At 58.9% G+C, this 14,235-nt stretch carries 9 protein-coding genes; 6 read left to right on the top strand and 3 right to left on the bottom strand.

Features of this window, described 5'->3' with window-relative positions:
- Positions 1 to 41 precede the first annotated feature (41 nt).
- From WDN10_02405 to WDN10_02395, 3 genes are read left to right on the top strand one after another with little or no spacing between them, the layout of a single operon-like run.
- Positions 42 to 833, top strand: a complete 792-nt coding sequence (locus tag WDN10_02405; GenBank protein MEJ0053557.1) for a methyltransferase domain-containing protein — start codon at positions 42 to 44, stop codon at positions 831 to 833.
- Positions 830 to 1,591, top strand: coding sequence for a polysaccharide deacetylase family protein (locus WDN10_02400; GenBank protein MEJ0053556.1), 762 nt, complete (start codon positions 830 to 832; stop codon positions 1,589 to 1,591). Before WDN10_02405 ends, WDN10_02400 begins: the two co-directional genes overlap by 4 nt.
- A gap of 1 nt (position 1,592) precedes the next feature.
- The gene (locus tag WDN10_02395) at positions 1,593 to 2,399 is read left to right on the top strand and encodes a glycosyltransferase family 2 protein (GenBank protein ID MEJ0053555.1); all 807 of its coding nucleotides are present in this window, start codon (positions 1,593 to 1,595) and stop codon (positions 2,397 to 2,399) included.
- Positions 2,400 to 2,439: 40 nt separating this feature from the next.
- Here WDN10_02395 and WDN10_02390 read toward each other — a convergent pair whose 3' ends face one another.
- On the bottom strand, positions 2,440 to 3,342 hold the full coding sequence (locus tag WDN10_02390) for an integrase core domain-containing protein (GenBank protein MEJ0053554.1): 903 nt from the start codon (positions 3,340 to 3,342) through the stop codon (positions 2,440 to 2,442).
- A gap of 92 nt (positions 3,343 to 3,434) precedes the next feature.
- Between WDN10_02390 and WDN10_02385 the strand changes: the two genes are divergently transcribed.
- Together WDN10_02385 and WDN10_02380 are read left to right on the top strand one after the other, a co-directional pair.
- Entirely contained in the window at positions 3,435 to 4,493 is a 1,059-nt protein-coding gene (locus WDN10_02385) for a polysaccharide biosynthesis protein (GenBank protein MEJ0053553.1), read from the top strand.
- Entirely contained in the window at positions 4,490 to 5,605 is a 1,116-nt protein-coding gene (locus tag WDN10_02380; GenBank protein MEJ0053552.1) for a glycosyltransferase family 4 protein, read from the top strand. Before WDN10_02385 ends, WDN10_02380 begins: the two co-directional genes overlap by 4 nt.
- 4 nt (positions 5,606 to 5,609) lie before the next feature.
- Here the strand turns inward: WDN10_02380 and WDN10_02375 are convergent, their stop codons facing one another.
- Positions 5,610 to 5,870 (bottom strand): type II toxin-antitoxin system mRNA interferase toxin, RelE/StbE family, encoded by a 261-nt coding sequence (locus tag WDN10_02375; GenBank protein MEJ0053551.1) that lies wholly within the window; start codon positions 5,868 to 5,870, stop codon positions 5,610 to 5,612.
- Positions 5,871 to 5,876: 6 nt separating this feature from the next.
- Complete coding sequence (locus tag WDN10_02370; GenBank protein MEJ0053550.1) at positions 5,877 to 6,095, bottom strand: hypothetical protein; 219 nt, start codon at positions 6,093 to 6,095, stop codon at positions 5,877 to 5,879.
- A 125-nt stretch (positions 6,096 to 6,220) separates the two neighbouring features.
- Here WDN10_02370 and WDN10_02365 point away from each other — a divergent pair, with 125 nt between their 5' ends.
- On the top strand, positions 6,221 to 14,125 hold the full coding sequence (locus tag WDN10_02365) for a SpvB/TcaC N-terminal domain-containing protein (GenBank protein ID MEJ0053549.1): 7,905 nt from the start codon (positions 6,221 to 6,223) through the stop codon (positions 14,123 to 14,125).
- Positions 14,126 to 14,235 lie beyond the last annotated feature (110 nt).

Below are 14,235 nucleotides of genomic sequence, written 5' to 3'. Positions count from 1 at the left end.
AAGGTCGCCAGAGGGCAGGGGATAGTTCATACTGAAAGCCAATGGCCTATACCGACCGTATTGCGCGAAAGTATGTAGAAAAGCGCTTCCCGCGGGCCTCGAAAGGGGAGCGGGAGAAGATCATCGAGGACTGGCGTACGAAGGAGAAGCAATCGGAAGGCATCGCGGACGACTTCGAGCGGCGCGTCGGTCTTTTGGAAGGTCTCCGAGTGCTCGACGCCGGGGCGGGAAACGGCGGCATCGGCATAGCGTTTGCGAAGCGCGGAGCTTCGGTCGAAGGCGTCGATATAGAAAACGAGCTCGTGGCAATTGCCCGCGCGGAGGCGGAAACCTCCGGCTCCTCCGCGCATTTCCAATTCTATGAGGGCAGAACGCTTCCGTTTCCGGACGCGTCGTTTGACGCGGTGCTGTCCGTGAGCGTCATCGAGCATGTCGACGATCCCGTCCGCTACCTTTCCGAGATCCGGCGGGTTCTAAAGCCCGGGGGAGTCTTCTACCTCGCTTTCCCGAACCGCTTGAACCCGAAAGAAACGCACACCGGCCTCTGGGGTCTCTCCTATCTTCCTCTACCGCTTGCCCGACTCTATGTGCGCCTGGTGGGGCATAATCCGCTTGAGGACAACGGCCTCCATTTCTACACCTATTTCGCCGTACGGCGAATGCTCCGGGCTTCCGAGACGGAAGCCCGGTCCTGGCGTATACGTCCGGAGGAAGGGAAGAGCACGAACGTTTTCAAACGGCTTATGAAAGGAATACTGCGGACATTCGGTATTCCATATCAAGCCTTCCTCCCGCACGTCATGCTTATCATCGAAGCCGCGGAGCCAGCATGAGAGATTTCATCAAAAACATCCTCTATGCCTTTTTATATGCGGCGCGCAGCGCTGCCGATTTCCTTTTCAACTTCCGGGAGGTATCGGTACTTTGCTATCACTCGATTTCAAGCGACGGCTGGGAACTCTCGACGAGCCCGGAAATGTTCGAGCGCCAGCTGCGGTTTCTCAAGGCGCACGGGTATCATTTCGCGGCGCTTGACGAGATAAGCGCATATGCCAAAAGGGAAGGGAGTTTGCTGCGCAAGTGCGCCGCGGTCACGTTCGACGACGGATATGAAGACCTGCTGACGCACGCACTGCCGATCCTCAGGAAGTACCAGGCGTCCGCAGCGGTATTCCTCATCGCAGAGCCGGAGGCGGCGGGGAGCTATCTCAAGCCCGGAGCGAAGATGCTCGGCGAAGCGCAGCTTGCGGAGCTCGCCGCAAGCGGCCTCATAACGCTCGCACACCACTCGAAGACGCATGCGATGCTCGAGACGACCGGTGCGGAGACGCTCTCACGCGAGATTGCGAACCCTAAGGGATACCGCTATTTCGCCTATCCCGGAGGGCATTACTCGGCGGAAGTCGCCCGCGCGGTCGCGAAGGCGGGCTTTACAGCCGCGTTTTCGATAAAGCCGGGGCTTATAGCCCCCGGAGACGATCTGTTCGCCCTGAAGCGAAATGTCATCACCGGGCCGATGCCGTTCTGGCAGTTCGCGCTCCGCGCCACCAAAGCGATCGAGTGGTACCGGAGCATCGTGCGAGCATTCTGATATGGAAAAGATTCCCTGCACGGCCGCTATCCTCACCTATAACTCGGCAAAGAACCTGCCGAGGGCGCTCGAGTCCGTGAAGGACTTCGCCGAGATCATTATCTGCGACGGAAGCAGCACGGACGAGACGCTCGCCATTGCCGGGACCTGCGGCGCGCATATCATCGCGCAGAACTCCGAGTTCAAGAATCCCGATAATACGCTCCGCGACTATGCCGGAGTGCGAAACCAGTGCCTCGATGCCGCGACGCATGACTGGTTTTTCTATATCGATTCGGACGAGGAAGCGACGCCGGAACTGGTATCGGAAGTCCGCGTCATAGCTTCGCGGCAGCCGGCGGAAACGTTCGTCTACAATATCTCGCCCCGCATCGTGCTTGACGGCCGCCTCATCGGGCATTCTTCGAACTATCCGGGCTGGCAAAAGCGCTTTTTCAACCGCGGGAGCGGCGCGCGCTTCCGCAAGGCTATCCACGAGCGCATCACGTACGACGAAGCCCGCTATCCGGCCGGATATCTCGCGGGGCACTGGCACTATTTCGTTGCGAGCGGACAGGATGTTGAGAAGAACCGGCGCTATGCGCTCATGGACGCGAAACTCTATGCGACGCGGGAAACAGGCATGTTCCTGCGCCTCGCGGTGTCCAAGATATCGACCATAGCCAAGGTCGTCCTCAAAAGTCTTTTCAATCGCTTTCGGTATGGCTCCGACAAGAGCATGCCGCTTGCGGTCGAATGGACGCGCGTCGCATACCAATGGAATATTCTGCGGTTCCTTACGGCAGCGTATTTCGGAATAAAACTGTAATCAGCTATAGCCACGGACGCTTTCACGCCTTAATATCGCACTAACATATCGAACACTCTTGCAGTCGAGCATACGGCGTCTTGAGCTCGATGCCAAGGTGCGGCCGTTCGTGGTTGTATTCGCGCAGAAAGGCCTGATACTGGGCATTGAGGTCCTCCATTGAAGCGGGCTTTTTCATGAAGCGCCAGAAGAACTCCTCCTCGTCGGTGCGGAATGACCGCTCGATGACCGCGTTCTCATTCGGGTTCGCCTTGTGGATGAAATGATGCTTCCAGCCGAGTTCCCCAGTCACGAAGGCGCGGAAGCGGCTCTGGAACTCAAGGCCGTTGTCGGTCTGCACGAAATCCGGTACGAACGGCAGCGAAACCGTCCGCAGGGCCTCGATGGAGAAGTCCTGCACGAGCTCGGGGAAGATGACGCCAGCTTTGTATCGGCTCCAAATATCAATGACGGCATACAGATACAGGGTATGCGGGAGCCCCGACAGCTCGGGCGTCACGTACTTCACATCCATCTGAAGCTTCCCGGGCGCGGTCACGTTCTTGAGATACATATGCGTGGTCTCCTGATATCTCGGCCGTCGGTATGACGCGCCTTCCAGTATATGACCTTTCGCTTTGAGGAAGCGATGGATGGTCGCCGGGTGCTCGGAGAGGCCGAGCAGCACTTTGAGCTTGCGCGCCCCGTATCCTTTCTCTTCGCGCAGGCGCAAGAGCGCCTCAGCCCGCTCTCCCGAGAGCGTCCTGCGGCGAAGACGCTTCGGTCTTGTCGACTTGCGGACAAGCTGCCGCGTCGAGAGCGCAAACCGGCTCCGGATGCTCCGGGCTCGCTTCTTCCAGAACACCACCGTGCCCGGAGATATGCCGAGTGTCCGTGCGGTTTCGCGCACCTTTCCTCCCGACTTCTTCAATTTCCTGATGATTTCCCTGGGTTCTTTGCGCATATCCTCCTTAGTATTAGGGAGTGTTCGATATGCAGTGCGACCTTAAGGCACGGTTGAAACCTTTAGTATTTATTGCTACTTTGAGCAAATCCATGTCTGATCTGAACCTGCATTCTTCTTATGCGGAGCAAATTAAGGACGCGACTATACTCATAACCGGCGGTACCGGATCGGTCGGCTCCGCAGTTGCCGAAGCGCTGCTTACGCTCGCACCCAAGCAAGTGGTTATCTTCAGCAGGGACGAGCAAAAACAATTTGATATGCGCAATCGCGTGAGTGACCCACGGCTTGCTTTTATTGTCGGCGATATCCGCGACCGGCAAGCGGTGGATGTTTCGATGCGAGGCGTCGACTACGTATTCCATGCAGCAGCGCTTAAACAGGTGCCGATCGGTGAATCGTTTCCGCTTGAGTTCGTAAAAACTAACGTGCTCGGAAGTAACAATGTCATTCAAAGCGCGATTGGTCACGCAGTAAAACGGCTTGTCGTGCTTTCAACCGACAAGGCACCTGCTCCGACAAGTGCGATGGGGATGAGCAAAGCCTTAATGGAGCGCGTCGCGATAGCATCCGCGCGCAATTCCAAAACGGTCGTATGTATTGCGCGGTTCGGCAATATTCTCTATACGCGTGGTTCCGTCGTACCGTATTTTATCGAACGAATCAAGCAAGGCCAACCTATTACTATTACCGATCCGCAGATGACGCGCTTCTTCATGACCCTCGACCAAGCGCTTGACCTCATTCTCTTCGCTCTCACCAGCGGTGCAGCGGGCGAAATATACGTTCGCAAAATACCTGGGATAGCGCTTGCCGATCTCGCGTTGGCGATCGCCGAATTATTTTCGTACAAAACGCCCGCCGCATACATCGGCATGCGTCTGGGAGAACGACGTGACGAATTTCTTATTTCCGCTGAGGAACTCCGCCGGGCCGTCGATCACGGCGAATATTACAGAATTGTTCCGGAGTCGCCCGACGAAGAAACCGCCAGATCTTCCTCCGACGTTCAGAGTCAGGGCGGTGATGATGTGGGCGGGAGCGGTTATGGTTCGTTAGATGCGCGACGACTCTCCAAAAACGAGATAAAAGAACTCCTGTTGTCAGTACCTGAAATACGTTCGGAACTGGCCGCATACACTGCGCAATGAAACTTCTCTATATATCGAATGCGCGCCTGCCGACCGAGCGCGCCTACGGCCTCCAGATCATGAAGACGTGCGAAGCGCTTGCGGAAGCGGGCGTCGACCTTGAGCTCGTCATCCCTTTGCGCATCAATCATCTCGCCGCCGACCCGTTCGCGTACTACGGCATTCGTCCTTCCTTCAAGGTTGCGACCCTGGAAGCGCCGGACTTCGTCCGGTCCGGTCCGCTCGGGTTTTTGGTCTCCGCACTCTGGTTTTCCGAGAAAGTCCGCTGGCTTCCCGCGTTTCGCGGCGCCGACGTCATCTATTCGCGCGATGCGCTCGTGCTCGCGCAGTACCTGCTTCTCGGGAAGAGACTCGTTTTTGAAGCGCATGCGCGGCCGTCGTTCGTCTCGAAAATCGTTGCCCGCCGGGCGCTTCGCACTGTCGTCATATCGGAAGGGCTGCGAACGGCGTATGCGGCTGCGGGCGTCGCCCCGGAGCGAATCGTCGTGGCTCCCGACGCGGTCGATGAGCGCTTGTTTGACGGCGTACCGGATCGCGCGGCGGCGCGCGGCGCGCTCGGATTCCCGCGCGACAAGCGCATCGTGCTGTATGCGGGGCATCTCTATCCGAGGAAGGGCGCCGCCGCGCTTGCCGAGGCCGCCGCCCTCGTTCCGGACGCGCTTTTCATATTTCTCGGCGGCACGCCGGAAGATATCGAGGCATTCGGGGGGAAGTGGGGAAGCAGGGTGAACGTCAGGATAATCGGACACGTGCCGCACGAGGGCGTTCCGGTCTATCTTCGCGCCGCGGACATCCTTGTCCTGCCGAATTCCGGGAAGGACGAGGATTCCACCCGCTTTACCTCGCCCATGAAGCTCTTCGAGTATATCGCTTCCGGTACGCCGATCGTCGCGTCCGATCTTCCCTCGATCCGGGAAGTCCTTGCAGGCGACAGCGCGTATCTCGTGCCGCCTGACGATCCCGAAGCTCTTGCGGCTGGCATACGGGACGCGCTTGCCGATTCCCAGGCGGCACGAGATAAGTCCGTAAAAGCGCTTTCGCTCGCCGCCTCGCATACGTGGGCTGCGCGCGCGCGAAGGATCATCGCGGCTCTGAAGGACAAGGATCCCTAAGCGCTTATTCGTATACGGCGTGATCGCCGATGGCGAGCAGGATTGCTGATTTATTCGGAACTTCCCATAAAAACAGTATCCGATACCGATAATTGACCGAAAAGCTCAGGCGGCCGTGAAGCTTCCCGCCAAGCTTATGAACGCGCAACGCCGCGTGGTTCCCGGCATCCCCGAAGGTCTCGATCTTTTCGAGCGCTTCTTCCTGAAGAGGTTTCGGCAGCTTCTTGAATTGCCGCCTGAATTGGGGTGCGAACGCGACCTGCATAGAAGACTACGGACCAAGCAATACTTTGCGTGCGTTCCCGCGCAGTATCTTGCCGCCCGCCACTTCACGTTCGGCCTTAAGTACGGCGTTGATCGCCTCTTCTTCCGCCAGGTTTTCAAGCCCGCGGCGCATGACATCCGCGCGGTTCGCGCCCACGCCGCTCGCGACAAGGAAATCCAGACGCTCTTCAAGCTCGGCGTTGAGGGGTACGGAGACGGTGGCCATAAGGGGTATTAACTTATAGTATGATAATATCATATATGTTGCGCTGCGTATCGTCAATAAAAACGAAAGTTTCCGATTCTCCCGATATCCACAAGCCCTCGATAATGGATGCTACGATACCCGTAATGGCAAAGCCCTCGAAACGGGCGACCTGGGTAATATCCTTCAACAAGTTCGTGGCAGCATCGCTGATTCTTTCTTTCACGCCGCTCTTCTGCGCTCCCGTTTTGGCGGCGTCGGAAGATCCGGCCGAGGATGTTTCATCGGCTATGCCGGATACGGAGGGCGATGCCTTTCTTCAGGGCGGGGGAGCGCAGACTCTCAGTTTGGGGGACGGCGATGATCAGTTGCCGCCATACCTGCGGGATTCCGGCCCGGAACGTACCCGCGCCGATCAATCGGCCGCAACAGGTGCTTTTACGTACGACTACGCGATCACCGTTCCGCCCGGAAGAAACGGTATGGAGCCGCATCTTTCCCTGTCCTATTCGAGTCAGGACCGCGACGAGGCGAGCGCTTTCGGATACGGCTGGAATATCTCCATACCGTACATAGAACGGTATAACGTCGAAGGGATGCAAAATCTCTATAGCACGACCTCGCCGCATTTCTATTCCTCGCTTTCGGGAGAGCTTGCGACCACGTCGGATTCCTCGGTCTTTCTCGCCCGCAGCGATGACGGTTCTTATCTGCGCTATGCGCTTGCCGGAAACATCTGGATGGTGACGGATAAAAACGGCGTCGTGTACAGGTTCGGCACCTCGACCGCCGCCAGGCAGGATGACCCGGGAGATTCGGGCAGAGTGTACAAGTGGATGCTCCAGGAAACCATGGATGCGAACGGAAATACCGTCACGTACGGCTACGCGAAAGATTCGGGGCAGATCTATCCCGAATCCATCCGCTATACCGGGAGCGGCGGAGCGCCCGGAGTCTTTTCGGTCGAGTTCGCGAAGAGCCTTCGGGCGACCGCGACCGCGACGACGTCTCCCGGCGGCTTTGGTGTGCGGACACGGTATAAGATCGACCAGATACGGACGAAGGTGAACGGGGAGTGGGTTCGGAGCTACGATTTCGCCTATACGCACGGCGACAACGGCTCGCGCCTCCTCCTCGCGGGCGTTACCGAATCGGGCCGGGACGACGGCGGGGCGGTAATCTCGCTTCCCGCGGCCGCATTCTCCTATGCGACATCGAGTCCCGCGTGGGCCAGTCCCGGCTGGACGGTGCCGGTCGAATTCACGAACGATCAGGGCGATCGCGGAGTGACGCTCGCCGATGTGAACGGCGATTCGCTCACCGACCTTGTCGAATCCAAGTACAGCAGCCCCGTGATAACCAAGCATACCTATCTTGGCACCGGTACCGGATGGGCTGAAAACACGCTCTGGAACGCTCCCTGCATCATCACCGAATACGGAAGTTCATCGATACGCGACAAAGGGACCCGCATAGTGGACGTGAACGGAGATCTGCTACCGGATTTCGTGTGTAATTCGTCGGTGTTTCTCAATACCGGCAGCGGCTGGGCGACGAGTACCGTATGGACCAATCCGGAGACGATTGTGGAGAATAATAAGGACGTCGGCACCCGGTTCAGTGACGTGAACGGCGACGGCCCCGCCGATATCGTCCGCTCGTATGTGAACAATCCGAACGGCGGGAGCGTAACGTATACGAAGAAGGTGTACCTCAACAACGGCCACGGCTGGACGTACGCGCCGTCGTGGCAGATACCGGTGCTTTTCTCCGCGCGGCTCCGGGCGGATACCGGCGCGCGCATAGCCGACGTGAACAACGACGGGCTCGACGACGTTATCGGAGGTTCCGATTCCCAGTACGGCCCGACCGATATGGTGTATCTCAACACCGGGTCGGGGTGGGCCACGAGCACCGAGTGGGCCGTGCCAATCCCGCCCGGCGGCGGCACGAGCACCCGTCTCGCCGACTTCAACAACGACGGCCTCGTCGATATCGGCTATAACTCATGGGTCGAATTCAACGGCGCGAATTCCTTATGGTCGGGCAACGCCGTCTACCTCAATACGGGTACCGGATGGGCGCTCGATCCGGCCCGAACGCTTCCCGCGCCGTTCATTGCGAACGGTCTCGATGCCGGAACGCGCATCGGGGAAGCGGACGGGAACGGCCCCGTGGATTTCATCACCTCGGGTACCATCGGCGGCAGCTATTATCACAACTACAACTTCGTCTATCTCGGCACCGGAGGCATGGCCGATCTGCTCACGCGCGTCGTCGAGCCCGCGGGCGGGGCCATTACCGCGTCGTACAAGTCTTCCGCAAGCTATCGGGGCGCGGGCGGTGCCATGCTCAATCCCGGGCTTCCGGTGAACCTCGAGACTGCGGAGGGCATAAGCAGGTATGCCGGTATCGGGGCGACTTCGACCGATTCCTACGCGTATGCGGGCGGCAGGTATTATTTTGGCAGCCCCTTCGACCGGCGCATCGCCGGATTCGGGACGACCACGAAGACGGATGCCGCCGGGAACGTTACGAAAACCTTCTTCCATCAGGGCGACGCCTCGGCGACCTCGACCGGGGAATATCTCGACGACCAGTCGAAGATCGGGAAGGCGTACCGCAGCGAGTCGTACGACGACGCGGGGCATCTGTATTCGCTTGAAGTGGACAAATGGGAAACTTATAACCGGGGCGGGAAGGCGGACTTCGTCAGGAAGACCCAAATGACGGTGCTCGACTACGACGGGGATTCCGACCATGCGGACAAGGCCGAGACGTACGCGTATGACGACGGGGCCGGAAACCTGACGCAGAAGGTCGAATGGGGAAGGGTGAATGCGGGCGCGGACGGCTCGTTTGCCGATACCGGCACGGACAAGTTCACGACCGCGTATGCCTACGCGGCAAGCTCCACCGCGCCCTTCTCGCTTCTGTCGCGAGAGACGCGTACGGATCAGGCAAGCTCGACGGTGCGGGAGACGAAAAACTACTATGACGCGCTTTCTTTCGGTTCACTGAACAGGGGGAACCTGACCAAGCAGGAGTCATGGATCGCGGCTTCGACGACGATCGATACCGAAAAAACCTACGACGCCCGCGGGCTCGTACTCACCGAAAAGGATCCGCGCGATAAGCAGACGATCTACGAGTACGATCCCTATGGCTTGTATCCGGCGACGACTACCAATGCGCTCGGGCAGAGCACCGCGTATCTCTACGACTATTCCTCGGGCAAGCCGCGGCAGACGACGAATCCGAACGGCCGGACGTACCATACCGTGTATGATCCGCTCGACCGGGTGCTCGAAGAGTGGCAGCCGGACACGGAGGAGCCTTCGGCGCTGGTTATGAAAAGCGCGTATGCCTATACCGATACCGGGATGCCGCGCCGCGCCAAGCGGACCGACTATCTCGACGACGCCGTTTCGGCCGATTCCTATACGTACTTCGACGGTTTCGGCAGGAAAGTCGAAGAGCTTGCCGAAGCCGAAGGATCGAACCGGTACGCGGTACGCACGTTCGCGTACGACGGACGCGGGCTTCTCGTAAGCGAATCCCAGCCCTACTTCGCCTCCGGGACCGGTTTCACCGGCACCAGCTCGCCGCCCGCCCTCCCGCTTCGCACGCGCTATGCGTACGATCCGCTGAAGCGCGTGAGTTCGGTCGAGAACGCCGTCGGGGAGACGGAATACGCCTATGACGACTGGAAAACGACCGTCACCGACGCGCTCGGGCGCGCGAAGGATCTCGTCAAGGATGCTTACGGGAATTTGGCGTCAGTTGTCGAGCATGTCGGCGGGAGCTCGCAGACGACCGCGTATGAGTACGACGGCAATAAGAACCTGACGAAGATAACGGACGCGCAGGGGAATATCCGCGACTTTGCTTATGACGGCCTCGGCCGCCGCCTGAGCGCGACAGACCTCCATGCGGGCGCGGACGCGACCTACGGCATCTGGTCATACAACTACGATGCTTCCGGGAATCTGGCATCCTCGACCGATCCGAAGGGGCAGACGACGGTATTCACCTATGACGATCTCAACCGGCCCCTCGCCGAAGATTTCGCCGGGAGCCCAAGTATCGAGGTCGCCTATACCTATGACGCCTGTACGGAAGGAAAGGGACTTCTCTGCACGGCATCGACGACCGAAACGACGGCGGCTTTCGCATACGATCCGCTCGGGCGGATGGAGACGGAAACCGACACTATCGGCGGCGTATCCGCGATAACGCGGTACGGGTACGACCGGCTCGGGAACCTTGCGACGCTCGGATATCCGAACGGGATACAGGCCCGGTACACATACAACAGCGCCGGGCAGCTCGAGAGGATCGCACAGCGGCAGGGAGAAGCGGGGACTTTTGCCGATGTCGTGAGCGACTTCGATTATGCGCCGACCGGGAAGGTCAAGTATGCGGCGCTGGGGAACGGAACCGAGAGTTCCTACACCTACGCGGCGGACCAGCTCTATCGGCTCACGAACATCCGCACGGTCCTTCCCCAGGCGGGAGATTCTCTCCGCACGGATGGAGATGGCGAAGACTCGGAGCAGGCGGGCGCTTTCGGGAAATTGCTTGGCATACGAAACGGCCGTCTCGCGCTTGCGTCGAACAGTCCGTATCTGCTCGCGTTTTTGGGTATGGGCCAGGAAGAGGCTGGCGAAGAAGCGTCCGTCGAGCCGATCGTTCCTTCCGATCTCGACGGGCATGATGCGATCTCGCCGGAAGAAGGAGCCGCTACGACGGAGGAGGTTCCGGAAACGGAGTCCCGTGCGGCCTCGACTACGCAGCCTCTCGGGGAATCGCTCGTTCCGGAAGCGGCAGTTGGCGAAACGGCCTCGACCACGACGGATGAGAGAGCGGCACCGGACGGGGACTCGTACGCTTCCCTGAAGGCGCTTCCATTCGACGCGCCGGAGCTCCGGTTGCGCGCGCCGGTTGACCGGCATCTTGGCACCAGGGAAATTTCGGACGGCATCGTCCGCTATGCCTACCGGACGGACGAGAACGTGGACGATCTTCCGGCAAGCGAGGAGACCCGGGCGCGGGCAAAGGCAGCGGGCGTGGCGGTGAAAGGAGAGATTAAAAGCCAGCGAACCAAGCACGCGCGCGTTTTCGCGACCGACAAGCCGAACACGTTCGTCGCCGAAATCGTTTCCGGCGATCCCCAGTATTACGAAGACGAAAAAGGCGGGTGGTGGGTCGCCGATTACGGCATCACCACCGCGGACTCCTATGAAGCCCAGAAACGGGCGCAGGGCGGGAGCCCCGGCATCCTTGAAGCGATCGTCGGCTTCCTGTTCCCCAAAAGAGCGCGCGCGGACACAGGTACGTTCTATCCCGACCCTGACCCCGAGACGTCGTCGGTCGACGGATACGTGTATAAGGATCACAGCTCGAACTGGAACTCGGTTCATAACGCGACGAACGGTATCAACGCCAATTCCGACGCTGCTGAGATCATCGTGAGCGACGAGCTCGGGGTCGCTTCCGGGGCGCTTGACTACGGCATCAGGCGCGGGTTCCTTCTTTTCGACACGTCCTCGCTTCCCGACAGCGTTCCGGTCATCGACGCGACCCTCAGCCTTTACATGACCGGCGTCACGGCGGGCGGCTCCGAGAAACGGCTCTATGTCGCTTCTTCTTCGCCTTCGTCCGCTGCGAGCCTCGTAAGCCAGGACTTCGACATGATCGGCAGCACGTCCTATGGCGTAAGCGACGGAACGTATGCCGGCAACACGTACGAACCGATCGCGCTTAACGCGAACGGGCTGGCTTCCATTTCGAGGACCGGCGTCACGAAGCTTTCCGTCCGGACGTATAACGACTTCAACAATATCGCTCCCACCGACGCGACCGAACTCGTCGCGAATTTCGCTTCGGCGGACGATACGGGTACGGGCCACGATCCGAAGCTCGTCGTTGTCTACGACACGGCTCCTGCCGGGCCGACGGCCCTTCTTACCGAAGGGCAGACGGATCCCGTGCACGTCACCGACCTTACGCCGGAGTTTTCGGCCCTCTTTACGGACGCGGACGCGGGCGATCTGGCCCTCGCATACCGGATCCAGCTCGCCGCCTCAAGCGCGTTCTCAAGCGTCTATTGGGACACTGGCATGACGGCCCTTGCAAGCTCGACGCCGTCCGGCATGCGCATACCGGACATCTCATACGCGGGACCGGCCCTCGCCTCGTCCACGCCGTATTATTGGCGGATCAAGCTTTGGGATGCCGATACGCAAAGCGAGTGGAGTTCCGTGGCGAGCTTCGAGATTCCCGTGTCCTTTCCGCCGGGCGCGCCCGCCTCGCTCCTGACCGAAGGGCTTACGAACCCGGCCGGGATCACGGATTATTTCCCCGAGTTCTCCGCGGTGTATGCCGATCCGGACTCCGGCGATTCCGCGCGGTATTTCCAGATACAGGTGGCGACCTCGACGGGCGCTTGGAGCGCTCCGGTTTGGGACAGCGCGAAGGCGCCGTTTGCGAGCTCCACCGCCCCCGGCACGCGCACGGAGGACATTACCTATGCGGGGGACGCGCTTGCGGCTGGCATCCCGTACTACTGGCGGATGCGGGTATGGGACGACCACGACGTGGACAGCGACTGGAGCGCCGCCGCAAGCTACGTGATCGGAACGCCGCCGTCGGGTACGACGATCCAGGACATCTATTTCACCTATGACGCCGTGGGGAATGTTACCGGCATCGATGACTATTCCGACACGCAGGCGGCGAAAAGCGCGGTGTTCGCCTATGACGATCTCGACCGCCTGACGGTCGCCTCGACGACCGCCGCCGCATCTCTGCCGTATCGCGAGACCTACGGCTACAGCGCCATCGGCAACCTTACGGGCAAGTCCGGCCAGGGCTCCTATGCCTATGCCGGGACCGGCTACGCGAATCCCCATGCGCCGACCTCCGTCGCGTCCACGACCCTCTCCTACGACAACGACGGGAACGTCGTCGCCCACGGTCCCGATTCGTTCGCCTGGGATTACCGCAACCGCCTCGCCGCTTCAAGTGATGGGTCCGCGACCACCACCTATGCCTATGACCATGTCGGCAACAGGGCCGCGAAGGTTTCTGGCGGCATCGCCACTCTGTACCCGAATAAATACTTCGAACTACAAGGCGCGACCACTACGGCGTATATCTGGGCGGGAGACGGGCTTGTCGCCGCGATCGAAGGAAACGGCTCCGCCACCACCACGAGCTATATGCATCCCGACCACCTGGGCTCGACGAACGTCGTCTCGGACGATGCGGGCCAGCTTGCGAAGACCCTCGACTACTATCCGTACGGGAGCGAGAGGGTCGATGCGGGAGCCGTCGATCTCGGGCGGACTTTCATCGGGCAGTTCCATGATGACGAGTCTGATTTGTCGTATCTAAATGCACGTTATTACGACGGGGGACGTGGACAGTTTCTATCACAAGACCCATCTTTCTTGGCTATGGGAGATGCAAAGAAGGTAAAGGAACTAACACAGCAAGAATTGAATCAGATTCTGATGGATCCTCAAACTTTGAATAGCTATAGTTATGTCCGAAATAATCCAATAATTAATAAGGATCCGTCTGGTAATTGGTATGTTTATATCAATGGAGGTCTAACATATGGATTCTTCAATGTGCAGATAGGTTTTGAAGCAAGTGACCAAGGAGTTAACGCAGTTGCCGGCGGAGGACCTTCGCTTGGAGCGGAAGCAAAGATAGGTGGAGGGTTCTCATCAGGTTCTATGCCAAAAAACGCTGAGGTGCAGGTTGAACAAAGTGTGGGCGGCGCAGTAGGGGTGGGGTATAAATACTCGAAATCAGCAACTGTTAACGTAAAGGATGGAACTAATGCTACAGGTCCAAAACAAGATGTTTCAAGCAGTCATAACCTGCAAATTGGCGTTGGAGCAGCAGTATCGCAAACCTATACAGTCCATGTCCCAATCATTCCTGGAAGTATGATTCAAACCGCGCCTGCTCCGACAACACCAGCTACAACGAAGCCAACAACGACCGAGACAAAAAATAAGGTTAAAAATAACAGATAACTATATGACTTCTCAAATAATATTAAATTCTATTTTTCTTATCGCCGGTCTCCTATCGATTGTAAATCCTGGTGTAATTTGGAATTTTACACGCAGTGTCTATTCTATAA

The sequence above is a fragment of the bacterium genome, from assembly GCA_037200965.1.
In the GTDB taxonomy this organism is placed as follows: domain Bacteria; phylum Patescibacteriota; class Minisyncoccia; order Phycocordibacterales; family Phycocordibacteraceae; genus C7867-001.
Note: the sequence above shows the minus strand (reverse complement) of the source record. Positions and strands in the feature narration are given on the sequence as shown.